This is a genomic window from Allofrancisella frigidaquae, assembly GCF_012222825.1.
Lineage (GTDB): Bacteria > Pseudomonadota > Gammaproteobacteria > Francisellales > Francisellaceae > Francisella > Francisella frigidaquae.
In genome coordinates, this window is the sequence record NZ_CP038017.1 from 75,866 (window position 1) to 101,429 (window position 25,564).

Consider the following 25,564-nt stretch of genomic DNA (forward strand, 5'->3'; position numbering starts at 1 on the left):
TTTTTATCTTTTATGCGTTGCTTGATAACGTCTTGTGATAACCCATTGTTGCAAAATACTAATTAAATTGTTTGTTAACCAGTATAGTACTAATCCAGATGGGAATGATGCAAATAGGAAAGTAAATATCACTGGTAAAAACATCATTATTTTAGCTTGCATAGGGTCTGCTGGCGCAGGAGATAGTTTTTGTTGCAAGAACATTGATAGACCCATTAAAATTGGTAATACAAAATAAGGGTCTTTTGTAGACAGGTCATGTATCCATAATATAAAAGGAGCTTGCCTTAATTCTACGGACTCTAATAATACCCAGTATAAAGCAATAAAGATAGGAACCTGTATAAGCATAGGTAAGCAACCACTTAAAGGGTTTACTTTTTCCTCTTTGTATAGTTCCATCATTTTTTTGCCTAGCTTTTGACGGTCGTCTTTGTACATTTCTTGAAGACGCTTAACTCTAGGTTGAAGCATCCTCATTTTTGCCATAGAACGATAGCTTTTTGCAGAAAGAGGATAAAATATAGCCTTAATAAGTATGGTAACTAAGATAATTGCTAATCCCCAATTGCCTACAAAAGAATGGATATGAAACATTACCCAAAATATTATTTCTGAGAAAAAGGATAGCATTCCATAATCAAGAGTTTTCTCTAAGTTGGGAGCTAAATTTACTAAGTTATCCTTTATGATAGGACCAGTATAGAGGATAGATGATATATTCTGCGTTTGGTTTGGCTGCATTATTACAGTAGTATATTCGCCAGCTTCAAATACATTTTGATTAATGTTTTTGTAGTATATTATCGAATTTTGAGATTGTGGAATCCATGCACTTACAAAGTAATGTTGTAATAGAGCAACCCAGCCTTGTCCGACGTTATTTACTAAAGTTGGTTTACCATTAGATTTTGCAATATCTTTAAAAGTTTCTTTTTTAAACTTATCTTGAGAAGTTGAGTAAGCTACCCCTGTAAAAGTATAGCTATGAGCATTTAGTAAACTAAAGCTATCCCCAGAAGGGTCAAAATCTCTAACTAAGGAGTTATCTGCTATTACATTAATTGTTTTAGATGACGTATTTATGATACTTTGGTCAATAGAAATATTGTATTTATCATCATCAAAAGTATAGGTTCTAGTTATCTCTAAACCATCAACTTTAGCAAAAAGGGTAAGAACTTGTTTATCACCTTCCTTTTTAACTCCCTTGCTTTCGAAGTTTATTGATAACGGGTTTTTATCAACTACAATTGTACTTTTAGCTATATACTCAGAGCCTTTTTGCTCAGTAAGTAAACTCATTGGAGTTTTATCTTCTAAGCTTATAGAGTAGTTTTTAAATGAAGCTGACATTATTGCGCCATTAAGTAGACTAACTCTTAAGTCTTTAAAGACTTTTGTGTTTATAGTAATGCTCTTAGCATCATCGTATTCTGAAAAATTAGTTTTTGTAGATAAGGTATTTTTTATGCTAGCTTGAGAAGTGTTGCTATTTATTGACTCAGCAGTGGTTTCAGCATAGTGATTAGTTTTTGTTTCAACAGCACTTGTTTGTGAGCTATCATCTTTTGGTGGGAAAGTTTGCTCCCATTTACCCATCAGTGAAACAAACATTATTGCTACCGTAACTAATAACAGTATTCTTATATGATTAGATTTCATTTTGATTTTAAACCTTCTATTTTGCTAGGAACTGGATCGAAGTACTCTCTTTTAGATAGCGGATGACATCTAGCGAGTCTACAAATACTTAAATACAATCCTTTTAGTATACCATGAGTTTCTAAAGCTTCTAGAGCATATTGTGAGCAGGTAGGATAGTATCGACATCTAGCAGGAATCAATGGGCTAATAAAATAGCGATACAACTTTATAAAAGTTATAAAGGGAGCTTTAGCTATTTTTCTAAAAATTGATGAAATTTTTCTATAGACCGCCACAACTCTTCCTTAGTAGCTTCTGATGCTTGTTTTTTGCCTAACACAATCAAGCTTTTGTTATCAAGAAGTCCCTTGTGTTGACGAAAGTACTCTTTAATAAGCCGCCTACAGAAGTTTCTTTTAGTGGCTTTTTTGATATTTTTTTTAGCCAGTATCACACATAAGCCAGGCTCATTAGAATTACGTTCACTTATTAAAAACGTAAAGTGTAAAGAGTGTAGCTTTGTTTGTACTCTATCAAAAGCTTGCTTGATCTCATTTTTATTAAGTATATTTTGCTTTGATAAACAAAACTTATGCTGCAAGCTTAGCTCTACCTTTAGCTCTTCTGTTATTAATAGCTTTTCTACCACTTAGAGTTTTCATACGAGCACGAAAGCCATGAGTTCTTTTTCTTTTTAGGTTTGAAGGTTGGAACGTTCTTTTCATTTTAATATCCTCTTTATAATTTTAAAATTTATTCTTGACATATCATAGAAATAGTTTCGACATTGTATAGAAAAAGACAGGTTTAGTCAATTACTAAGTTTATGTAGTTGGTAAGGTGGGTAATAAATCTAAAGAGCTTAGAATTTGTAGAGTTATTATCAAAATAGCAATTGCGATAATTATACTAGTTATTATCGAGGTATAAAACATAGTCTTACGTTTTTTATAGTTAATGACCCATAACATTGCTACAGGTAGAGCTACTTGGAGTATGGCTACAAAAATACTAGCGTAACCTAAAGCTGCTTTGAAACCTTCAGGGTAGGCAATAGCATATACATAAGCTGGTAAAAAAGTAATAATAAAAGCCAATATCTTATGGTTATGTGAGTTTGCAGAAAGTTTATAAGTACTACGACTAAAGTCAAAAAGTCCAAGGGCAACGCCAAGAAAAGAAGTGGCTAAAGCAAAAAAACCGAACAAAAAAGAGATTGATGCTATATAGCCTGAATGATAGCTAAAATGACTTATTATTATAGAGGTTATTTCTCCAGACTGTTTTCCTAATATACCATCCGCTGTCTCAACAGGTATAGAGCCAAGAGTAGCAAATATCCATAGTAGATAGACTACTAAAGGGACTGTGCTTCCTAATATAATAGCTTGACGTAAAGCTTTTTTGTCAGATTTCACATATGTTCTAAGCGTTGGAATTATATGGTGGAAACCAAAAGAAGTTAGTAAGATAGGAAAACAAGCCCATATAAAGTTAGGGTTTTTTATTGAGTATCCTAACTGTTCTGTAGAAACATGTGGTAATAAAACTATCACTAGTAGGAAAAAAGCTAAAAGTTTGCCGGTAAACATTATTTTGTTTACATGATCTACTATTCTAGTGCTTTTATAAATAAATAGTCCAAGAATTAAAATAAATATTATGCTGGTAATTTTTTCTGGTAATATAACGCCTATACTTGATAGTGAAGCAGTTATTAATAGACCTCCACCAACAGTGTAGGCAGCAACTAATGAATATAATAAAAGTATATAGCAAATCCATACTATACAGACCCCTATGGGTCCAAGAGTTTGCTGAGTCATTTCTATAAAGTTTGCACCTTCTTTCATCTTTAAGTTAACTTCTGCTAAAACTATAGCGGTAAAAGTCATCAAAGCCCAGATTGAGATGATTAGTATAGAGCCTATAAAAAATCCACAGCTTGCTACAGTCGTTGGAATTGCTAGCATACCAGCACCTATAGATGTACCAGAGATAATCATGGCAGCACCAAATTTTCTAGATAAAATCATATTCAAATCTTAATTAGTTATTAGTGGTCATAAGGTTATTTAGGGCATCGCTTTAGCTTACAAAATTCACAGTAAGCCTATGTTTTGCTTGCAATACCTTACACTCGCTAACTATATCCGTTAAAAAAGCTTATAATATAATCATTATAACGTATCTAAAAGCTTTATTTTCATAAAAATGACGGTAGACGATAAAATTCAACAAGCTCTAATAGAGTTAAACCTTAGTGCTAATAACAAACAAATTAATCTCTGGATTGAATATCTTAAGCTGCTTGAAAAGTGGAATAAAGTATACAATATGACCGCTATAAAAAATTTTGATGACATGCTCGAAAAACATTTATTTGATAGTTTGTCCGTAGCTAAATATATAAAAGGCTCGACAACCGTAGATGTCGGTACAGGAGGTGGTTTGCCAGGAGTAGTTTTGGCAATTTTGTATCCAGAGCATAAATTTACCTTAGTAGACAGTGTTGGTAAAAAAATCATGTTCTTAAAAAATGTCAAAAAAACTTTAGGGCTGGTAAACATAGAGCCAATGAATATTAGAATTGAAGCTTTAACTGGTTCGTTTGATAATATTATCTCTAGAGCTTTTAGCGATGTTGAGACCTTTTATGAACTATGTAAGCATTTTTTAACTAATGATAACCAAATGTTAGCTATGAAAGGAGCTGATTGTGAGGAGCAAAACTTGCTTAAACTACCACTAAAAGTGTCAAAACATGAAATAAAAGTACCTTTTCTAGATGCGAAAAGAAATTTAATTATTATGAGAAAATAAACGATGTTTGATAAAGAATTTATAAAAAAATCTTATGAAAAAATTCTATCTCAACTTAATGGCAAAGCTAAACTTTTAGCAGTAAGTAAATATCAATCTATTGAAAAAATAAAGTTTTTAAACTCTCTTGGACAAGCTGATTTTGGTGAAAATTACCTTCAAGAGCTAGAACAAAAAGCTTTGGAGCTACCAAATTTGATTTGGCATTTTATAGGATCGCTACAGTCAAAGAAGATAAAAAAGATAGTAAAATATGCAAACGTTATTCAAAGTGTTGAGAAAATAGAGCATCTTGATAAGATAAGTTTTAACGCGGTTGAACAAAATAAGCAAATAAAAATATTTTTACAAATAAATATCGATAGTGATCCAAATAAAGCTGGCTTTAACTCCAATCAAGGTGAAGAGGTTTTAGATTGTATAAATTATTCTAAAAACCTAAAAAATATTAAGGTAGTAGGCTTAATGTGTATGCCAGCTAAACATACAGATTCCAAACAAAGCTTTGCTAAGATGCAACTGTTCTTTGATAAGATAAACTCACACTTACCCACTGGGGTTAAATTATCTGAACTATCAATGGGAATGAGCGCTGACTACGATATAGCTTTAGCATATGGTAGCACAGAGGTTAGAATTGGAAGCTCTTTATTTGGAGATAGAGTCAAGAGTTGAATCAAATTTTTTAAAGTTAGCTAGTGCAATGGCAACGAATTCTTTTTAAGCTGAACAAACTTTTCTTTTTGATAGTACATAAATATTTTTTGGTTTATTATAGCAAAATAATATTGTGAAATAAAAAAATGGAAACTAATGAAACAGTATAAAATTATAGTTTTGCTGAGTTATATAAGTATAGCTAGTGCTTCTGCAGTTATCATAAATCCAGCTTTACCTCATATTTCTAAAGAGCTTGGATTAGCTACTGGACAAGTTGAGTGGTTAGTTAGTATATTTCTAGTTGGGTATGTTATAGGACAAATTATTTATGGGCCAATAGCAAATAGATATGGCGAAGTCAAAGCTCTAAGGTTCGGCTTAGTTTTGAATTTGCTAGGGGTATTACTTTGCTTGGCAGGAGGTTATGTCTTTTCAATGAAAGTATTACTAATTGGCCGATTTATAACGGCTCTTGGTTCATCAGCTGGTTTAGTATGTACTTTTATCATATTAAACAACTCAGTTGAGCCAGCAAAAGCAAGATTGGCACTGTCATATGCAACTATATCATTTGCTCTGGCTTTGAGTTTGGCTATATTGATAGGCGGTTTGGTCGATAGTTACCTACATTGGAGAGATTGCTTTTTTGTCTTACTGGTACATGGATTGATTATGTTTGGGTTAAGCTTTATGTATACAGATAGTGAAATTCAGAGAAAAACCTTAAATATAAACAATATTCTTAGTGGATATATAAATGCTTTATGTAATTTCAAACTAATAGTGTTTTCGTTGGTTATAGGAGTGATGTCTGTATTTAGCTATTGTTACTCAGCTGCCGGTCCTTTTATTACGGATGATCTATTTGGATTTAGTAGTGCTGAATATGGGGTTTGGAATTCATTAACTATGGTGGGTATTATAGGTGGATCTATAGCTGTGGCAAGGGTTATTAATAAATACAGTGATTTGGCTATATTAGGTGTGGCTTTGCTTGCTATGGCAGGTTTTCTAGGATTTTTAAGTTTTATGTATTTAGAAGATTTACTAACACCAGTTATATTTTTTATGATAGCAACGCTTATGTATTTTACCTGTAGTTTTATTTATCCTACAGCATCGCATATAGCGTCAAATGCTATTAAAGATAAAGCAAATGCATCAGGTGCTATGAATTTTATTAATATGGGGGCAGCTGTAATAGCTGTATCTGTAATGGGTTATTTACCTTTTGACTACATCTGGAAATTTGTATTAACATGCATAATTTTGCCAATAGTATGTTTATTTTTACTTTCATTAGTAAAACCGAAAGACTAATTACATGTGGTTTTTTATTTTAGATAAATAATTATTGTTTTATATACCCTAGCTATCAAAAACTTTATATAGTAGAATTTTCCCCATAGTTAAGTTGCTTTTGTACCTATTTATGACTTCTTTAGAAAAAATAAATAATTATTTTGAAAATAGTATTCAAGCAAAAATAGAAACAGCTAATATTTTGCCACCAGCAATTGCTCAAGCAGCAAAAGTTATGGTTTCATGTTTGGAAAATGGTGGCAAGATACTTGTTTGTGGTAATGGTGGCTCAGCCTCTATAGCTCAACATTTTTCATCTAAATTATTAAGTCATTTTGAGCTAGAAAGACCACCTTTACCAGTGATTGCTTTGACTGCAGATAGTTCAACTATTACAGCTATTGGAAGTACTTATGGTTTTGACGAAATTTTCTCGAAACAAATTGCTGCTTTAGGTGATGAGGGAGATATTTTGCTGACTATTTCGGTAGGTAGTAGTTCAGCAAATATTTTAAAGGCTATAGAAGAAGCACATGATTTAGATATGCAAGTAATAGCATTAACAGGTTCAAACGGTGGAATACTACAAGGTGTTTATGACTTGCATGATATTGAACTGAGAGTTCCTTCTGGAAATATTGCAAACATTCATGAAAGCCACCTTCTTATAATACATTGCTTATGTGATATTATTGACCAAAGACTTTTTGCTGGTTTAGAAGATTAGAAGATGTATTGTAGAATATATGTATTAGTTATTTTGTTGCTATCTACTATGCTAGGAGGATGTGGCATAATCACACCGTATACAGCGCCAGTACCGCAAGGAAAAGTGATTAAAGATAAAAAGCTTTTTGAAATCAAACCAAATATGACCAAAGCTGAAGTCAAATACATATTAGGCTCTCCAGATATTATAGATACTTTTAATCCAAATCAGTTTATATACGTTAATACGTATAAGGCACATATGCAAGACGAAAACTTTGATGAATCTAGACTTATACTAACTTTTGATAATCAGGATAAACTAGTAGGGATATCTGGGAACTATGCTCCACCAACTAAGGATCCTGTGTTCTAAAGACCCGTTGTTTGTTTTATTATTAAGAAAGCAAAAACCGGTAGCTAAAAAGCTAATAGCCACGACACCTAGTCTTTAGTGAGATCTTTAGTAAAACTAAAAATCCATATTTTAATCTGGCTTGTATATGTTACATACATAGCAAATGAAATTGCTAAAGAATAAGATTTGATTTTATGGTTATTGGTAGTTAAGCAGCTGTAGCGAGAGCTTTAATTTTAGCACTTAGACGAGATTTATGTCTAGCAGCCTTATTTTTGTGAATTAAGCCCTTTGTAGCATATTTATCTAGAAGAGGGATAGCTTTTGCAAAGTTTTCTTTTGCAGCTTCAACATCACCTTTTTCTATAGCATAAGCAGTTTTCTTTAAAAAAGTTCTCATTACTGAACGACGAGCAACGTTGTGTTTGCGGTTGTTTTCAGCTTGTACAATTCTCTTTTTTGCTTGTTTTGAGTTAGCCAACTTTATTTCTCCAATTAATTTTTAAATTTTAAACTTTATATAATTTTGGTTTCTCCTAAAGGGGATATGCGAAGAAACATCAATGTATAATCTAATAGCTAAAGTATTTTGCATATATTATTTTTTTTTGTCAATAAAAATTAAAAGATTATTTTCTTGATGAGGCATTTTTTTACAACTTGAGCTTGTTGGTATGAATTTTCTAAGGCTTTATGGCAAATATGGAGTTTTACATATTTAATAATTATTATGCTTAGGTCGTATTCTCAAAATTTACTAAATAGTTGAAAGAGAGATCGTTATTACAAGCTAGCTAGGGAAACTTTTAAACCCTGTATTAGAAAAATATAAGCATTCAATAATAATGTATGAGCATGAGTTTCATCCATTAGCTGATCCAAGCCAGCCTCGTCGTTGCTTAAAATGTGAAGAAGTAATTTGGTGAAACTGCTGCCTAATTATTTTGGCGAACATAGATATTGAATCATAATTTCTGTATTTTTTTATTAAAAAATAAATAAAAAATTAAACTTTCTTGTATAATTACTTAACTTTTTTATCTATTGAAAATTTTTTTGGAAAAAATTTAACATGAATTATTATAATAACTTAAAAGAAAGCATAAAAGATATATCAACTAACTGTGATTGAGGTAACTATTATAAGCTCTTAGAGTTGCCACAAGGATTATGTTTTGGACTTGCTGCTATGTGGGGTCAGGCTTTTCTAGCAGGAGATTTAGTAACTTTTTATAAGCGTTTAAAGATATTAACCACAGATTACGGTAATCTACCTCTATCTGAGAAGCTAAGTGTTGTAATAAATAAGCATGTTAATTTCCAACGAAAAATGCCCTCTAATAATAAACCTGTAGCTCAAGCTAATTATTATATAGGAACCAAGATAGACAATTTAGTTGTTTCTATAAGAGCTTTTTTAGATGGTTTATTGGCTTATCATTGTCCTTATAATACGTTTTTAAAAAGTTCTGAATATAATAAAATAATAAGTAATAGTATATTAAAAACCTCTACATACGTAACAAGTGGAGAATTAACTTGTAGTATTAGTAGATCTTATGGCCAAAAGTCTGACATAACATATAAAGAAAATTTTCCATTGTTACAAGTGTATAATGAACCATTATATGGGAGCATTTTAGAGTATACTGACTTTTTTCAAAATCTAATTACTAAGTGTATAAATTCTAAATATCATTTTTATATCCTTTTAGGAAGTATAAATCATTCTATAGCACTAAGCTTTGAAAATGGTTATTTACTGGTGTACGATGCTAATAACATGCATTATGCTGAAATTAAAGCTAAAAGTCTGTTGGTTACAACACCGTGCAGTTATGAAAAACTTTCTTGTGAGGTATTTAATTCTTTTAGTTTTAATAATTTTAGTTTTAATAAAAGTAATTCCAATTTATTAGCTTTAAATGTCTCTATTTATATAAACCCAAAGCATTATAAACATAAAAATTTTATTTACGGACAGAAAGCTGAAGAAGGTTTCAAAAAGAGTTTGGATCTTAGATGTTATAGAGAGAATCTTGTTAACAGAATTATAAAGCAAGAATCCTGGAGGAATGATTATTTATTCTGGCTTGTTTGTCAAAATGGCCATAAGGACATAGCTGAGTTATTAGTAGGTCATGGTGCTGACATAAACTTTGCTGATAAAGATGGGCTTACTCCTTTATCTATAATTTGCCAAAATGGTCATGTAGACATAGTACAGTTATTATTAGCCCGTGGGGCTAATCCAAATATTGCTAGCAATAGTGGCAAAACTCCTTTATTTGTAGCTTGTCAAAAAGGTCATACAGATATAGTAGAATTATTATTAACATGTGAAAACCTAAATACTTCGCCACAAATGGTTAGCCAATACTTTAGCGGGGGGTGTGATAGAGATTCAAACAATATGATATTAACAAGTTTAAAGAATGTATTCCCATGGTTCAATATTAATACGGTATGGAGCCTACCTCTATGTAATGGTGGCATATTAGTTTTAACCCCTTTAATCTATGCATGCCAACTTATGGATAATAGGAGCATATCGTGGCTTTTAGAGAGCTATAAAGGTTCAATCAGAGACACTGTAATATCCGATAGAAAGAATGCATTAGAGTGGTACCTAATTCATCAATCTCAACCAGGATATGACTTACAAATAGAGCAAGAGTTGAAAAAATTACCAAGATAAAAGATCTAGTAAGCATGAAAATTAACTTTAAATAACATAACTTAGTCTAGTCTTTACTGTGAATATTAGCGATAATGTACTCTAATGTAAGAGCAAACAAAGATCTAAATGTCAAAACTGAATCCTTATTTTGGTGAGTTTGGGGGGCAATTTGTACCCCAGGTATTAGCACCAGCCTTAAACCAACTAGAACAAGAGTTTATAAAGGCCCAAAACGATGAAATTTTCCAACAACAATTTAAGGAATTATTAAAAGAATATGCTGGCCGTCCTACAGCTTTAACCTTAACAAGGAATATAGTTAAACAAACAAAGACAAAACTATATTTAAAAAGAGAAGATTTATTACATGGTGGAGCTCATAAAACTAATCAGGTTTTAGGTCAAGCTTTATTAGCAAAGCGAATGGGTAAAAAGGAAATAATTGCTGAAACAGGAGCAGGTCAACACGGCGTTGCAACAGCTTTAGCTTGTGCTTTGCTTGATCTAAAGTGTCGTGTATACATGGGAGCAAAAGATGTAGAGCGTCAAAGTCCTAACGTTTTTAGGATGAAACTAATGGGTGCGGAAGTTATACCTGTACATAGTGGTTCGGCTACTTTAAAAGACGCTTGTAATGAAGCTTTAAGAGATTGGTCAGCTAATTATCAAAAAGCGCATTATTTATTAGGTACTGCAGCGGGGCCTCACCCTTTTCCAACTATTGTAAGAGAGTTTCAAAAAATGATTGGTCAAGAAACTAAACAGCAAATCTTAGAAAAGGAGAATAAGCTTCCTGACGCTGTGATTGCTTGTGTTGGAGGTGGTTCAAATGCAATAGGTATGTTTGCTGATTTTATAGATGAAAAAGAAGTCAAACTTATAGGTGTTGAGCCAGCTGGAAAAGGTATTGATACAGGTGAGCATGGAGCACCATTGAAGCATGGTAAGCTGGGAATTTTCTTTGGAATGAAAGCACCACTCATGCAAGATGAAAATGGCCAGATACAAGAGTCTTACTCTATTTCGGCAGGTTTAGATTTTCCTTCTGTTGGGCCACAACATGCATATTTACAGTCTATAGGTAGAGCTGAGTATGTATCTATTACAGATGATGAGGCTTTAGAAGCTTTTAAGTTATTATCTAGAAAAGAAGGTATTATTCCTGCTTTAGAGTCATCTCATGCTTTGGCTTATGCACTTAAGCTTGCTTCTGAGAATCCAGAAAAAGAGCAAGTACTAGTAGTGAATTTGTCTGGTCGTGGAGATAAAGATATTTTTACAGTACATGATGTATTAAAGCAAAGGGGAGAGATATAGTTATGGATAGATACACACAGTTATTCCAAGCTTTAGAAGCTAAAAAACAAGGTGCTTTTATTCCTTTCGTAACTATAGGAGACCCTAATAAAGAGTTATCTTTAGAAATTATAGATACATTAGTTAACGCTGGAGCAGATGCTTTAGAGTTAGGGATACCATTTTCAGATCCTTTAGCAGATGGTCCAACTATCCAAGAGGCAAATATTAGAGCCTTAGACAGTGGTATGACACCAGCTGATTGTTTTGATATTTTAGCTAAAATTAGACAAAAGTATCCCGATATACCTATTGGATTACTTTTATATGCTAATCTTGTTTATGCAAATGGTATAGAGAATTTTTACAAAAAATGTTTAGATTCTGGAGTTGATTCTATACTAGTTGCCGATGTACCAGCTCATGAATCTAAAGAGTTTTTAGATATTGCTAAAAAAGTTGGTATTTCTCAAATATTTATAGCACCCCCCGATGCTGATGATGATTTACTGCAGCAAATATCTGGAATAGGTAGTAGCTATACCTATTTATTATCCAGAGTGGGTGTAACAGGCGCAGAAACAGCAGCCAATATGCCTGTAGAAAAAGTCCTTGCTAAGTTAAAGCAATTTAATGCCCCTAAGCCAATATTAGGTTTTGGTATTTCTAAGCCAGAACAAGTTTCTCAAGCTATACAAGCTGGTGCAGCTGGTGCAATATCTGGCTCTGCTACCGTTAAAATAATTCAAGAAAATTTGGGTAATAAAGAAAAAATGCTTAGAGAATTGAGTGTTTTTATTAAACAAATGAAAGAAGCTACAAATAAATAACTAAGTTTTCTTTTTCTGGAGTTTTCTTCCTAAGTTTTTCTCTTCTTCTAAATTAAGCATACCTTCATCTTCACCAACCATTAGGTTTTTTATATCGACATCTGTTTCTTTTTTCTCAATGAGCTCTGCTCCTGTAGATTCAAAGTGATTTTTTTTGAATTTATCCCAGTTTTTATCTACTTGAAACAGATATTTGCAGGCTTCTTCTAAAAAATAATTTTTATCTTTTATATCTGCCCACTTTAAATATTCTATTATTTCAGCAGCCACACACTCATCAATTTCGAAGTTTAGAGCTACTTTATTTTCTTTTTCGACTCTCTTTTCTTTGCCTTTTATGATAGACATATGACCCCCTAATCAGATGTTATATTATGATTACATTTTACCAAGGCAAAATAATATATACAATAAAACACCTAAACAGGTATGGTTACTAGAAGTTTTTTCTAATAGTCTTGTGATCCTCAAATTTTTATTTTTAACGTATAGAAATAGCTTTTATAGACTATCTAAGTATTTTATAAGTATTTTTTATGTAAGTTTTTTTGTTTATGTAAAAAACATAAAAGAGTTGACCAATGTGATCCAGATATATAGTATTTCTTTTATACTATATGTAATTATTTAGCTTTAGGAACTTATATTTAACTACATGTAGAGAGCGTTTATAAATTTTTCATATACGCTTTATATATTGAAAAATGGTCGTATGACCTTAAATGAATAAGATGCATAAACAAAAAATTATATTGTAAGGAGGATTATGGATATAAATAAGTTCACCATAAAGCTTCAAGAAGCTATAGCGGAAGCTCAATCTTATGCTACTCAACAAAAAGCTACTGAATTTGCGTCAGTACATTTGTTAAAAGCATTCTTAGAGCAAAATGATAGTGTAATAGCAGCTATTTTGAGTGTGTGTGAGTTGGATATACAAGCTTTTAAAAAAGCTGTAAATGAAATGGTAGACGCGGTAGCTATATTAAAAGGGGATGGTAATCCACAAGTAAAACCATCGAGAGATTTAATTACTACATTGCACAAGATGCAAACATTGGCAAATGAATATAAAGACGAGTTTATCTCAAGTGAATTATTTTTGTTAGCGTCTCTAGAAGATAGAGGTTTAACAAGTTTATACAATAAATTTGGGATAACAAAAAATAAAATTACTAAGGCGATAAGTGAATATCGTGGAGGAGAAAAAGTGAGTAGTCAAAACCAAGAAGACATGAAAAGCGCGTTAGACAAATATACTGTGGATTTAACGGAACTTGCAAAAAAAGGCAAGATAGACCCTATCATTGGTAGAGATAGTGAAATTCGTAGGGCTATACAAGTATTACAACGCCGTACAAAAAATAATCCAGTACTTATAGGTGAGCCTGGGGTGGGTAAAACAGCTATTGTAGAAGGTTTAGCTCAGCGTATAGTAAATAATGAAGTTCCAGAAGGAGTTAAGGGTAAAAAAGTTTTATCTTTAGATATGGGTGCTTTGCTAGCTGGAGCAAAATTTAGGGGAGATTTTGAAGAGCGTCTAAAAGCTGTTTTAAAAGATTTATCCAAGCAAGAAGGTAATATAATTTTATTTATAGACGAGTTACATACTATGGTTGGAGCTGGTAAAGCTGAAGGCTCTATGGATGCTGGTAATATGCTTAAACCTGCTTTAGCTCGTGGTGAGTTAAAGTGTGTTGGTGCAACGACTTTAGATGAATACCGTGAGTATGTTGAAAAAGATCCAGCTCTAGAAAGAAGATTCCAAAAAGTTTTAGTAGATGAACCTACAGTCGAGGATACTATAGCTATACTTCGTGGCTTGAAAGAAAGATATGAGCTGCATCATCGTGTTAATATCTCAGATTCAGCTATAGTTGCTGCAGCCACTTTATCTCATAGATACATAACAGACAGGCAACTACCTGATAAGGCTATAGATCTAGTAGATGAGGCAGCAAGCCAAATCCGTATGGAGATTGATTCTAAACCAGAAAAGATGGAGCAACTTTATAGAAGGATTATTCAATTAAAGATGCAACGTGAGCAGCTTAAAAAAGAAAAAGATGAAGCTACTAAGAAAAGATTAGAGGCTCTTAAGGAAGAAATAAAGGGCTTGGAATTTGAGTATAAAGGGTTAGAGGAAATCTGGAAATCTGAAAAGCTTAAAATGCAAGGAGCTAGTCAACTTAAAGAAAAACTTGAAAAAGCTAAGTTTGAGCTAGAAAAATGTCAAAGAGCCGGTGATTTGAGTAAAATGGCAGAGCTTCAATATGGAAAAATACCTGAATTAGAAGCTCAGATTAAGCAAATAGAGCAAACAGAAGCTGGATCTACAGAGAATAAGCTTGTTAGAACTTCTGTAACAGAAAATGAGATAGCAGATGTGATTTCTAAAGCTACTGGTATACCTGTATCTAAGATGATGGAAGGAGAAAAAGAGAAACTTCTAAATATGGAAGAATTCTTACATAAAAGGGTTATAGGCCAAGATCAAGCAATAATAGCGGTGTCTAATGCTGTTAGAAGATCCAGATCTGGCTTGTCTGATCCAAATAAACCTATAGGTTCATTTATGTTTTTAGGCCCAACTGGGGTAGGTAAAACAGAATTAACGAAAGCTTTAGCTGAATTCTTGTTTGATGACCAGGATGCAATGCTTAGAGTAGATATGTCTGAATTTATGGAAAAACATACTGTTGCAAGACTAATAGGTGCGCCTCCTGGATATGTTGGATATGAGCAAGGTGGTTACTTAACAGAACACGTTAGAAGAAGACCTTATTCTGTAGTCCTGTTGGATGAAGTAGAAAAAGCTCATGCAGACGTTTTTAATATACTGCTGCAGGTTCTAGATGATGGTCGTTTAACAGATGGTCAGGGCAGAACAGTAGATTTTAAAAACACTGTGATAGTTATGACTTCTAATCTTGGTTCTCATAAAATCCAAGAAATGCAAGGGCAAGACTATGAAACTGTAAAATCAGCAGTTATGGAGATGGTTTTAACTTACTTTAGACCAGAATTTGTGAATAGAGTTGATGATGCTATCGTCTTTGAGCCTTTAGATAAAGGAATGATAGAAGAAATAGCTAAGATACAAATTAAGCGCTTGGAAAAACGTTTGGTAGATCTAGAGATTGGTTTAGAAGTTACACCTGAGGCTATGGATAAACTTGCGGAAGCTGGGTTTGATCCTGTATTTGGAGCAAGGCCACTTAAAAGAGCTATCCAAAATAATTTAGAAAACCCTCTAGCTCTTAAATTACTAAATAGTGAGTTTAAAGCAGGTGAGAAGATAATAGTTAGTGTAGAGGCTGATAATCTTATTTTTAGTAAATAATAATCAGAACCTAGTCATCTTTTGCCGAATAAAGAGCTTTTTCATTTATGAGGCGAGCCACTCATACTCAGAATCTCTATTTAAAATAAAAATAATGCCATAAATAACTATATTTATTGTTTACATAAAATTAAAAATTAAATATACTAAATTAATTTTATTTTTTAATAAGATAGTTTTATGTTTTTTAATATGGAGTATATCTCCTTTCTAGAAATGAAAAAAATTACTGTTCCAGAATGGTATAGTAATTTATTAATGAATAAGAATATACAGATTTTCATCACTAATTCTAAAAATGTTACTGGCAATGACAAACTAATGTTCCAAACCTTTTCACACTTTAGTAATAAAATAGACGTTACCAAAGAATTGTATGCAGGCTTGTTAGCAAGTTATGAAGGAAAATCTAGTTTTAAAGATAAAGAAGCGGTATGCATTTATGCTATTTTAAATCAAGATCCGACTATTGTTATCGGTTTTGCACAAATCCTTTATGAAGCAGGTACTGTAAAGTTAAAAAATTTGGCTACTACAAACTCTGTTGAAAATATAAAAGAACCACACCTATTAAGAAATAAATTTTATCTAATAGGGAGCTGTATGCTTACCGCAATATCGTTATATTCTTCATATCTGGATAAGGATATACATTTTATAGATGGCACTATTAATTATTATGATCAGTTTATTCCTTACGGGCTTATAAAGGTTAATGGTTTTGACCATATTATTCCAAAAAATAAAATTATTCCTCCTGAAGCTTATTATAGTAAAAAAGTAAGTAAACTAGTTAACAGTAATCCTAGGTTACATATTATTGAACATTACATGGATACTAAATATTATATAAACCTTGTGAAAAAACATAACGAGACTTATATTACTAGCCCACAGTCTTTTAATAAATTTGGTTTTCAAAGTCAACCATCACTTAATAAATATTTAGAAGATCAAAAATACAAAATATTAAAAAATTACTTTAAAAGTTGGCGTGTAAAGGTAGAAGACTTTAAAAAAGTTCAATATTACTTAACAACTTCAGTTGAATGTAGCAATAAAAACTGTAACCAATACATTTCTTTGCATCAAAATAAAAAAGTTGTTTTTTGCAGTAAGTGTCATACTCGTACTTACGTGAAGTCACAGTTAACTTGAATGTTTTTATTATATACCTTAATAAAAAATATTGTATATAGCACAAATGAATTTAAAGATATTTTTCAAGTATAATAGCGCTACATACTCATCCTGGTAACTATTAGTAAAATGTTTAGCAGATATGTTTCAGATGAGAAAATTCATTTGGTAGTTTAGGGTATATTAGGTTAAAATCTACTTGGTTATTATATAATATGGTTTTAGGAGGTATCCTCCTAGGCTTATGATTCATAGAGCAGTTTAGGGAGTGTACTTTTACGTGTTTTTATTCAGAGAAATATTGCCTATATATTGCTTAATAAACGAGGTGTAACGAAATGAGCGATATATTTATAAGTTTTAATGGCGACTTAAAACCTACTATAACTGTTAATACTTCTACACACACGTTTCCTTTTATTAATAAGGAAATGAATGTAACAGATAATATATTTGTAAGTGAATTTAAAATACAAAATCATTCTTCAGCTTCATTTACTGGTCCATTTATCAAATTTAATCCTACTGGTGGAATGAGTGAAAAAAATAAAGAATTACTAATTAATCAACTCAGAAAAACAGAAATTAATGAAAAATCTAGGATTTATATCGAGGCCCATGGGTCTTTAGAAGACGATTTTTTAACACAAAGAATATTGGCTATAAATAGTAAACAAACTGCTTATTATGAAAACAATAAAATTTCAGCCACAGATATTACAGAAGTTTTATCTAAATCAACACAGGTTAGGTCAGGGTTGGGTATATATGTGGTTGCCTGTCATTCAGTTAGATTTGCCAGTGAATTAATAAAGGAGTTGGATAATGCTGGTTTTAGAAAAATATACACAGTTGGATTTTTGTCAAAAACAATAATAGACAGTAATAGTATATCTGCCACGCAAAACAAAGAATTTACGTTTAATATCGAATACGGTGAATGTGATGGTTCTTACAATGAGTTTGATAACAAAACCGCTTATTTTAATGAGCATTTTGGAGGGTTAATAGAATCCGTACCTTATGAAATATATAAAAAGCGTTACTTAAAAGACCAAATTTGCGCTCCGCGTAAAGGAGATATTTTAATTAAATCATTACTGGAATTTAAGCTCAATATAATTGATGTCTTGTCAAAAGTAGACGAAATTGATATAAATCATTTGAAAACAATATCAAAGCTTACTGTTAGCGAAGGAAATAATTTTTTTAACTCACTTATTTATATTTTTAAACAACTTAATTTAAGTAGATTTTACCGAGAGCTGGTGTTAGATTGTTTTAAATATTTAACGACTATATTAAGTTCGCAACAAAAAAATAATTTTCTTTTATTCAAAAACATTGCACATAGTACAAATGATAAATATATTGTTTCATATTTAGACCAAATGATATTTACGCAAGTAGATTAATTAGAAAAGACATGCACTAAAAAACCTTCCTTTCTTGAAAAACTTAAAATATTTAGGTTTCTAAAAAAGAAAAAAGGGTTTACAATATCATTAAATTATGAGAGATTTAAATAAAATAATTGGAACAATAGAGCGAGGAAAAATATGGATAATATTGCTTTTAAAATACAGCTAGGAGTCATTCTCCCAAAAATGGAAGAGAAAATATCTAATTCAACACTAGAAATTTTTGATGAGCTTGTAGGTTTTGTTAAATCCGGCGAAGTTGATGGAGGGGAAATCAATATACAGGAAATTAGAGAGATTCTGATTAAAGATTTCGAAATATTTCTAGATAAAAAAATAATCCCAAAATCTGAGAAATTAAAAAATAATAATGATAATTCAGCTAGCGATGAAGTTCAAGAGACAGACGCGGTTGAAGAGGAAGCATAAAATTTTTTGAGGTCTTTCATTTATACGTAAATGTTTAAACTTTAGAACTTTTCGATCTAATTATGTAAATTCAGTTACATAAATTTCTGGATCCTTTCATTAAATTCTATAGCGAAATAAGGCATAGTTTCATTCCAATATCTTACAGGCATAGCCCATTTTTTAGTCAAATTACCTAAAGTCAAATATGGCGTTTTTTTATACAGAGTCATTCTTAGGGAATAATTTTTTATTTTTAATCGCTCTGCAATATCATATCCACTTTTTTTTGGAGATTGGTATCTAATTTAGGTGAGTTAAAAGGATCACAAAAAATCTCGGTGCCATCCTTTTTTATTCCGCAATTATAATTTGGATCAAGTGCCCGTGTACGAGCAACAGCATCTCTTGCAGCTTTAATTGTTAATTGTTTAGCTTTTATGCCTTTCCAACCTTGAACGCTAATGTCTTCTGTATTTTTTTGCATGTCAATTAACACATTTAAGTTTCCACAGCGATATGAAGGTAAGAGTCTATTCATTTTATCAATTTTATCTTTCCTGCGGCTATCGTGCCATACCCGCCGGAAAAATTTACCGTTTTTCTTTTCTAATCCCTTTAAATACTCTTGGATCTCCTCGCTTATTTCTGGGGCTGGTTCAAATGCTTCAATAGTGTGCTGCTTCGATTCTATAATACCGCTGTCTAACCATCCATTCCTTAGGTATCTCACCGCTTTTTCGCGATATCCTTCTGTAGCGAAACCTAATGTTGGAAAAAAAGTGATTTCTTTTGTTCCTATATAATGAGAATCTCTAACCCAGCAACCCAGATTTTTACTTAATTTTATTTGAGCATCTCTTGGATTAGTATCCAACCTAGACTCAGTACCCCAATATAATTGATTTTGATTATGTGTCTTTATAAATTCTCTGGCCTTTTTAATGATTTCATCATCATACTTATCATAAAGGCGGGAATGAGCGAAAAAAATATCAAAAGTTCCATGTTGAGATCTACCATAAATAGTTATACATTGGCAGCCAGTCAAATCATGGGTGGATATAGTGGTTATATGAGAAAATTCAATATTAGATATAAAGACCGCGCAGCCCGATGTTTTTTCAGAGCCTGGTCCTACAATTAAGTGAGTTTTATATGTTTTATCCATCTCAATATAGTGCTTATCGCCATATATTTCTATACCTTTGTATGCTCCTATAGCTCTTTGTATTGGTTTATTAGAAATGATGTTCCTATTATTATATTCTTTTTGTTGCTGTTTTTGCATAATGTTATATTGGAAAGGCATTTCCTGGGTAGATAAGTGAGTTGATCCACATCTATAGCATTGGTCTTTTTTAGAGTTACCAAACTGAGAAAGTGAGTCCCACATAAATCCACAACTTTGACATTTTGTAACACTCATATTCTTAACTCCTATGATCTAGAATAAATTAATTTGTTTGAATCAAACTTAGGTATTGGTAATAATTTATGCTATTTCCAAGATAGCTTTGTCTAACCTAAGTAAATACATGTCATTAAGGTAGTTTCTTACCATCAAACTTAATGCTAACAGGATTGTTTACCTTAACACTAGTAAGGTATCTTAGCTCACCATTATCGTTTATATTAAAGAAAGTAACGTTATTACTGTTTTGGTTTGCAACTGCCATATAATCCTCATCTTCACTTATATCCATGTCTCTTGGCCAATTACCATGAGTAGAATATGAGCTATTGTATTTAAGTAACCCATCCTGGTCTACATCAAATAATGTTACATCATTCATACCTCTATTGGTTACGTATAAGTTTTTATCTTGCTTAGTTAGCATAATCTCAGAAGGGTAATTTCTTTCTACGTTTAATTTACCTGCATAGCTTGGGATAGATTTAATAATGCTCAATTCACCATTATCTGAATTTATTTCTAATATGGAAATTGTTGAATCTAATTCATTAGCAACATATATTTTATTATTTTTTGTTGATATAGTCATGTGTCTAGGCCCAGCCCCTTTTTGTAATTGCAAAGACTGTATTTCGTTCAAAATGCCATTGTTGTTTTCATACACATGTATTAAATCAGTACCTAAATCAGTAGAGTAGACGTATTTTTTGTCATTAATAGTGATTGGATAAATTGAATGAGCATGCGATCTCGCTTGCATTTGTCCATATATCTTGGAGTCTTCATAAGTAAATATCCCATTATTATTGCTAAATATTGATATACCACTACTTACCCCATTGGAGTCGCCATAGTTTGCTATAAATATTTCATTACCAGATTTTGTAATATGTACAGCATTATTACCATTAGACGATATATTAGAAACTTCTTTAAGTGTTTTACCATCTTTTTCAAATGAGGTAACTTTTCCTGGCTCTATTTCATTTACTGCAAATATCATATTACCATCAATTAGGATATAAGATGGATTTGCTGCCTCAGCAGCTAGTGTCAGTTCAGATACAGTTTTACTCTCAGTATAGAGTTCCCCATAAAATATTCCATCATTATTCGGTACTCCCCAAGAAGCATTATAGGTGCCTACATAAAAGGGAAGGTTTACTGCAAATAAATTACAGTTTAATATACACAAGCATAATGCGATTAATATTTTTTTATACATCTTTATTGTTCTAAAGTTTGTTAATGTACTTATAAATTTATAACATCTGTATATATATTAAAGCCATAAATTCTGATAGTCACAGTCTATAATTAACATCTTATGATAGTTTTTATAGTAGGTTATGGTCAATTACAACCAATTCGGATATCACCATTCAAACACTCTCATCATCTAATAGATGTTTTCACTACAAATTGGGTTTTAGTTTGCAATTTTTTACCATGTACTAAGTATATTTTCACAGCTTGGTTAAAAAAAAACTAAATAAATGATAATATGGTAATAGTCAAATAAGTTTTTGTATTACATAATGTTTAAAGCTATAAAATATAGTTACTATGCCTTATTTTCAATTTTTTGTTTATTAATCAATACAGGTATAGTCTTTTTGCCTTTGATTTTCTTTTCTTTACTAAAGCTGGTAACACCAATCAAAAAGGTAAAATACTACTGTACAACTATAATACAGTCTTTAGCAAGTTTTTGGGTAAGTTTTGCTATCATTGTTACAAAACTTTTTTCTCCAACGGAGATTGAGCTAGAACAAAGTAAGGGGTTAAATAGCAAAGATTCTTATCTGATAATTAGTAATCATAGGAGTTGGTTAGACACTTTTGTTTTAATGTTAGCTTTTCATAAAAAAATAGCTTTTCCAAAATTTTTTATGAAATTTCAAATGTTTTTTGTTCCAGTAATAGGTCTTGTATGCTGGGCTTTGGAGTTTCCTGCTATGAGAAGATATTCAAAACAGTATCTTGAAAAGCATCCAGAGAAAAAGGGTCAAGATATTGCTAAAACAAAAGAGTATTGTAAAAAATTATCTCATAGACCAACAACAATAGTAAATTTTGTCGAGGGTACAAGGTTTACTGTTGAAAAGGCGTTAAGTAGTAATTATAAACATCTTCTAAATCCTAAAGCAGGTGGGGCGGCGGTGATTCTTAGGAGTTTGTCTGATAGAGTCAAGGGGATTCTAAATACTACAATTGTATATGACGACCCTAACCAAACTTTATGGGATTTTATGATCCGTAAAACCAAGAAAATTACAGTAAAAGTAGATTTTATACCGTTATCAGATATTCCTATAGGAGACTATTTTAACAATAATGAGGACAAGCAGGCTTTTCAAGACTGGTTAAATAATTTATGGTTTCAGAATGATAAATACATTGCTATGCAACAAGAGATTAGTAGATAAGTTCCAACAGTTCCATAATCTATTAGAGGTTTGAATAATTTTTTTATAGAACTTTAGGTATCCAAGAAAGCTCAACAAATAAAAATAAAGCTGAATATATCCCCATAAAAATGAAAGGCATGTATATTTCAAGCACTCTAATAGGTTTAAATGAACCTTTTTCTTCTGCTATGTGTTCTTCAGTAAGCCACACTCTTGATGGCAGACGTCTTTCTAAGGATGGTACGATACTACTTTTAATTTGAATATGATGCCTGAAGAATCTAATAATTTTCCACCAAGCGTAGCAAAAAACTAGTCCAGCAAAATATGGAATAATGACTAAAACAGGTGAAGGAGGATTATCGATATTTATGTTATTACTAATAGCTAGTGCTACGATGCCTACTAAAAGTAAGTTTATAACTAAGAAAAAAAGATTTATTACAATTCTTCTATAGCTTGTCCTATCAGTTAATTCAACATAGATGCGGTATTGTTCAATTAGTAACGCATTATATTGCTCATTTGAGAAATTACTTTCATCCTCATTACTCCATAGCTTATTTTGTATATCTTTTTGGCTAATCTTTTCCATTTTATTCCTATGTCTTTATATTTATAAATCGAAGGTGCAAATCTAATGCTATTATATTTTATATTATTTATCAAATTTTTATCACTCTAGGCTACCTAATTTGTTCGTTATTTATAATATCTATTATTTTAGATGGAGCTGTAGAGCTTTTATTTGGTGTTATAAGTACAGTTATATCTTCAAAGGTTTTATCAATTAAATTGACATCATCAATAGGATGCTCACCGGATATGTTTGCACTAGTTGAAATAATAGCTCGCTCAAGCTTACTACAGATGTCTTTAATTGTTTTTATCCTTACTAAGCGAATAGCAATTGTCGATTTTCCTCCAGTAAGCCAACTTATACTTTGTTTCGCTGGAACAAGCCATGTGGTAGGAGTTTCTTGGATAGTAGATATTTTTTTAAATTGTTCTTCTGATAGTGAATCTTTATCTATATATTGTAAGAGATGTTCAAAATTATGAGAAATTATAATAAAGCCCTTACTAGAGCTACGTTGTTTTAGCTTAATTAGTTTGTTAACAACTTTAGGCTCTATAATACAGCTTAGACCATATACAGTATCTGTAGGGATACTAACTATTTCTTGAGCCATTAAGCAGGCTATAATCTTATCTATATCTTTAGTTAGCATATTTCATATTACATTATTTGTACTAGATGATATTTTATACTTGTATTGTAAATAAAAAAACCTACAAACTAAAATTTAGCTTGTAGGCTGTATTTAAATAAATAGATAAATGATATAAAAGGCAATTATTTTTTATTTAATTGCTCTTTTATTAAATCACCTAAAGTTGTTGGAGTCATTTGTTCAACTTTGTAGTTAGTCTTATTAGTAGAAGAAGCTTCTTCCTCAACAGCTTTAATAGAAAGAGCAATACCTCTTTTCTTAGTGTCTATGTTGATAATCCTAGCTTCAACTTCTTGACCTTCGCTTAACTCATCACGAACATCTTTAGTATGGTCTACAGAAACTTCAGCAATTCTGATGAAACCATCTATGTTATTATCTTCATCAAGCATTACTACAGCACCATTTTCTTGTACTTTAGTAACTTTACCTTTAACTAAAGAGCCTTTAGGATGTAAGTTAACAAAGTTTTTGAAAGGATCTTCGGAAAGTTGCTTCATGCTAAGAGCTATTCTTTCAAGATCAGTATTTACAGAAACTAATACAGCTTCTACTTCGTCACCTTTTTTAAGTTCTTTAATAGCTTTTGCTGGATTATCCCATGCAACATCAGAGATATGCACAAGTCCATCAATCCCACCATCTAGACCAATAAATACACCAAATTCTGTTATAGATCTGATCTTGCCAGTTACCTTATCACCAGGCTTGTAATTTTTTTCAAATTCACTCCAAGGATTTGGTTTGCACTGTTTGATACCTAGAGAGATTCTATGGTTATCAGCATCTAGCTCTAGTACTATAACCTCAACTTCTTGACCAATAGATACAGCTTTATGTGGGTTAATATTTTTGTTTGTCCAATCCATTTCAGAAGTATGTACTAAACCTTCGATTCCTTCTTTAAGCTTAACAAAACAGCCGTAATCTGTAATATTAGTAACGCTTCCTGCCAGTTTAGCACCTACAGGTAACTCTTTTGCGATATTCAACCAAGGATCTTCACCAAGCTGTTTAATACCTAGAGAGATTCTTTGTTTTTCTTTGTCAAATTTAATTACCTTAACATCTATTTCTTGGCCGATAGATAGTACATCTGTTGGATGACTAATTCTGCTCCAAGAGATATCTGTGATGTGTAGTAATCCATCAACGCCACCAAGATCGATAAATGCACCAAAGTCAGTAATGTTTTTAACAATACCTTTAAGAACACTACCTTCAGAGATTTTTTCAAGCATTGCATCTCTATCACCAGAGTTGCTCTCTTCAATAACAGCTTTTCTAGAAACAACAATATTGTTTCTCTTTGTATCAATCTTTACTACTTTAAGCTCGATATCTTTATCTTCTAAGTGAGCGACATCTTTGATGGGTCTTGTATCTACTAATGACCCTGGTAAGAAAGCTCTTAAACCTTCTACATCCATCGTATAACCACCACGTACGTGGTTAGTTATTCTACCTAGAACGGTTTCATTGCTTTCAAAAGCTTTTTCAATTCTGTCCCAAAGCTCGATTTTCTTAGCTTTGTCACGTGATAATCTAGTTTCACCACAGCTATTATCTAGTGCTTCAAGTACAACATTTATTTTGTCTCCTGGAGCAACTTCTATTTCACCACAGCTATTTTTTAGTGAAGAAACAGGTATGAATGACTCTGACTTCAGACCAGCATCGATCATAGCATATTCTTTATCAATGCTTACAACCGTTGCTTCTATGATTTTACCGACTCTCATCTCTGTTTGTTTCAGAGATTGTTCAAATAGTTCTTTGAAATTTTCTGACATTTTATTATTTCCATTCCAGTGTGGTTAGTTAAACATAGTTTGCTTGTGTCCCACTGGAAGTACAAAAAAACACGTAGCAAACAATTTTGTTA

The 25,564-nt window shown here is 31.7% G+C and carries 25 protein-coding genes and 1 pseudogene; 13 read left to right on the plus strand and 13 right to left on the minus strand.

All coding sequences use genetic code 11. The features are described 5' to 3' along the window. Nucleotides 1–3 precede the first annotated feature (3 nt). The 5 genes from yidC to E3E15_RS00350 form a co-directional block, all read right to left on the minus strand. Nucleotides 4–1,665, minus strand: coding sequence for a membrane protein insertase YidC (gene yidC / locus E3E15_RS00330; protein WP_172106170.1), 1,662 nt, complete (start codon nt 1,663–1,665; stop codon nt 4–6). After that, nucleotides 1,662–1,943 carry a membrane protein insertion efficiency factor YidD gene (yidD, locus tag E3E15_RS00335; protein WP_035720648.1) on the minus strand — a complete coding sequence of 94 codons (282 nt, stop codon included), beginning with the start codon at nt 1,941–1,943 and terminating at the stop codon, nt 1,662–1,664. Before yidD ends, yidC begins: the two co-directional genes overlap by 4 nt. Beyond that, nucleotides 1,901–2,248 (minus strand): ribonuclease P protein component, encoded by a 348-nt coding sequence (gene rnpA / locus E3E15_RS00340; RefSeq protein ID WP_035720650.1) that lies wholly within the window; start codon nt 2,246–2,248, stop codon nt 1,901–1,903. The genes yidD and rnpA overlap by 43 nt, the downstream gene beginning before the upstream one ends. Further along, a complete protein-coding gene (gene rpmH / locus E3E15_RS00345; RefSeq protein ID WP_035720651.1) occupies nt 2,238–2,372 on the minus strand; it encodes a 50S ribosomal protein L34 in 135 nt (44 codons plus the stop codon). Before rpmH ends, rnpA begins: the two co-directional genes overlap by 11 nt. 99 nt (nt 2,373–2,471) lie before the next feature. Beyond that, a complete protein-coding gene (locus E3E15_RS00350) occupies nt 2,472–3,683 on the minus strand; it encodes an amino acid permease (RefSeq protein WP_035720653.1) in 1,212 nt (403 codons plus the stop codon). Between the two features lie 178 nt (nt 3,684–3,861). Between E3E15_RS00350 and rsmG the strand changes: the two genes are divergently transcribed. The 5 genes from rsmG to E3E15_RS00375 all read left to right on the plus strand — a co-directional run bounded on the left by rsmG (nt 3,862) and on the right by E3E15_RS00375 (nt 7,516). Then, complete coding sequence (rsmG, locus tag E3E15_RS00355) at nt 3,862–4,470, plus strand: 16S rRNA (guanine(527)-N(7))-methyltransferase RsmG (RefSeq protein ID WP_035720654.1); 609 nt, start codon at nt 3,862–3,864, stop codon at nt 4,468–4,470. Between the two features lie 3 nt (nt 4,471–4,473). Next, nucleotides 4,474–5,145 carry a YggS family pyridoxal phosphate-dependent enzyme gene (locus tag E3E15_RS00360; RefSeq protein WP_172106171.1) on the plus strand — a complete coding sequence of 224 codons (672 nt, stop codon included), beginning with the start codon at nt 4,474–4,476 and terminating at the stop codon, nt 5,143–5,145. A gap of 138 nt (nt 5,146–5,283) precedes the next feature. Next, nucleotides 5,284–6,450, plus strand: coding sequence for an MFS transporter (locus E3E15_RS00365; RefSeq protein WP_172106172.1), 1,167 nt, complete (start codon nt 5,284–5,286; stop codon nt 6,448–6,450). Nucleotides 6,451–6,562: 112 nt separating this feature from the next. Then, complete coding sequence (locus E3E15_RS00370; RefSeq protein ID WP_172106173.1) at nt 6,563–7,159, plus strand: D-sedoheptulose-7-phosphate isomerase; 597 nt, start codon at nt 6,563–6,565, stop codon at nt 7,157–7,159. A 3-nt stretch (nt 7,160–7,162) separates the two neighbouring features. Next, on the plus strand, nt 7,163–7,516 hold the full coding sequence (locus E3E15_RS00375; RefSeq protein ID WP_155960892.1) for an outer membrane protein assembly factor BamE: 354 nt from the start codon (nt 7,163–7,165) through the stop codon (nt 7,514–7,516). A 190-nt stretch (nt 7,517–7,706) separates the two neighbouring features. On the opposite strand, the gene rpsT is transcribed toward E3E15_RS00375, so the two are convergent. Further along, complete coding sequence (gene rpsT / locus E3E15_RS00380) at nt 7,707–7,979, minus strand: 30S ribosomal protein S20 (protein WP_035720657.1); 273 nt, start codon at nt 7,977–7,979, stop codon at nt 7,707–7,709. A 675-nt stretch (nt 7,980–8,654) separates the two neighbouring features. Here rpsT and E3E15_RS00385 point away from each other — a divergent pair. The 3 genes from E3E15_RS00385 (at nt 8,655) to trpA (ending at nt 12,304) form a co-directional block, all read left to right on the plus strand. Beyond that, nucleotides 8,655–10,196, plus strand: a complete 1,542-nt coding sequence (locus E3E15_RS00385) for an ankyrin repeat domain-containing protein (RefSeq protein ID WP_172106174.1) — start codon at nt 8,655–8,657, stop codon at nt 10,194–10,196. A gap of 108 nt (nt 10,197–10,304) precedes the next feature. Further along, nucleotides 10,305–11,495, plus strand: a complete 1,191-nt coding sequence (gene trpB, locus E3E15_RS00390; protein ID WP_172106175.1) for a tryptophan synthase subunit beta — start codon at nt 10,305–10,307, stop codon at nt 11,493–11,495. A gap of 2 nt (nt 11,496–11,497) precedes the next feature. Further along, nucleotides 11,498–12,304, plus strand: coding sequence for a tryptophan synthase subunit alpha (gene trpA / locus E3E15_RS00395; RefSeq protein ID WP_172106176.1), 807 nt, complete (start codon nt 11,498–11,500; stop codon nt 12,302–12,304). Here the strand turns inward: trpA and E3E15_RS00400 are convergent, their stop codons facing one another. Then, the gene (locus E3E15_RS00400) at nt 12,305–12,652 is read right to left on the minus strand and encodes a hypothetical protein (RefSeq protein WP_172106177.1); all 348 of its coding nucleotides are present in this window, start codon (nt 12,650–12,652) and stop codon (nt 12,305–12,307) included. Nucleotides 12,653–13,070: 418 nt separating this feature from the next. Here E3E15_RS00400 and clpB point away from each other — a divergent pair, with 418 nt between their 5' ends. The 4 genes from clpB (at nt 13,071) to E3E15_RS00420 (ending at nt 18,637) form a co-directional block, all read left to right on the plus strand. After that, nucleotides 13,071–15,647 (plus strand): ATP-dependent chaperone ClpB, encoded by a 2,577-nt coding sequence (clpB, locus tag E3E15_RS00405; protein ID WP_172106178.1) that lies wholly within the window; start codon nt 13,071–13,073, stop codon nt 15,645–15,647. A gap of 258 nt (nt 15,648–15,905) precedes the next feature. After that, the gene (locus E3E15_RS00410; protein WP_172106179.1) at nt 15,906–16,805 is read left to right on the plus strand and encodes a hypothetical protein; all 900 of its coding nucleotides are present in this window, start codon (nt 15,906–15,908) and stop codon (nt 16,803–16,805) included. A 320-nt stretch (nt 16,806–17,125) separates the two neighbouring features. Further along, the gene (locus E3E15_RS00415; protein WP_172106180.1) at nt 17,126–18,202 is read left to right on the plus strand and encodes a hypothetical protein; all 1,077 of its coding nucleotides are present in this window, start codon (nt 17,126–17,128) and stop codon (nt 18,200–18,202) included. Nucleotides 18,203–18,346: 144 nt separating this feature from the next. Beyond that, nucleotides 18,347–18,637: a hypothetical protein gene (locus E3E15_RS00420; RefSeq protein WP_172106181.1), complete on the plus strand. Its 291-nt coding sequence runs from the start codon at nt 18,347–18,349 to the stop codon at nt 18,635–18,637. A 74-nt stretch (nt 18,638–18,711) separates the two neighbouring features. Here the strand turns inward: E3E15_RS00420 and E3E15_RS00425 are convergent. From E3E15_RS00425 to E3E15_RS00435, 3 genes and pseudogenes are all read right to left on the minus strand, one after another. Continuing rightward, nucleotides 18,712–18,883 (minus strand): annotated as a pseudogene (locus E3E15_RS00425) (IS256 family transposase); the annotation flags it as partial. Further along, nucleotides 18,873–20,045 (minus strand): hypothetical protein, encoded by a 1,173-nt coding sequence (locus E3E15_RS00430; protein ID WP_172106183.1) that lies wholly within the window; start codon nt 20,043–20,045, stop codon nt 18,873–18,875. The pseudogene E3E15_RS00425 and the gene E3E15_RS00430, both read right to left, overlap by 11 nt. Before the next feature lie 115 nt (nt 20,046–20,160). Continuing rightward, entirely contained in the window at nt 20,161–21,258 is a 1,098-nt protein-coding gene (locus tag E3E15_RS00435; protein WP_172106184.1) for a lactonase family protein, read from the minus strand. 313 nt (nt 21,259–21,571) lie between these two features. Between E3E15_RS00435 and E3E15_RS00440 the strand changes: the two genes are divergently transcribed. After that, nucleotides 21,572–22,462, plus strand: coding sequence for an acetyltransferase (locus tag E3E15_RS00440; RefSeq protein WP_172106185.1), 891 nt, complete (start codon nt 21,572–21,574; stop codon nt 22,460–22,462). 43 nt (nt 22,463–22,505) lie between these two features. Here the strand turns inward: E3E15_RS00440 and E3E15_RS00445 are convergent, their stop codons facing one another. The 3 genes from E3E15_RS00445 to rpsA form a co-directional block, all read right to left on the minus strand. Beyond that, the gene (locus E3E15_RS00445; RefSeq protein WP_035720678.1) at nt 22,506–23,039 is read right to left on the minus strand and encodes an intracellular proliferation membrane protein RipA; all 534 of its coding nucleotides are present in this window, start codon (nt 23,037–23,039) and stop codon (nt 22,506–22,508) included. Nucleotides 23,040–23,130: 91 nt separating this feature from the next. After that, complete coding sequence (locus E3E15_RS00450; protein WP_172106186.1) at nt 23,131–23,676, minus strand: L-threonylcarbamoyladenylate synthase; 546 nt, start codon at nt 23,674–23,676, stop codon at nt 23,131–23,133. A gap of 125 nt (nt 23,677–23,801) precedes the next feature. Beyond that, complete coding sequence (gene rpsA, locus E3E15_RS00455; RefSeq protein WP_035720681.1) at nt 23,802–25,472, minus strand: 30S ribosomal protein S1; 1,671 nt, start codon at nt 25,470–25,472, stop codon at nt 23,802–23,804. Nucleotides 25,473–25,564: the final 92 nt, after the last annotated feature.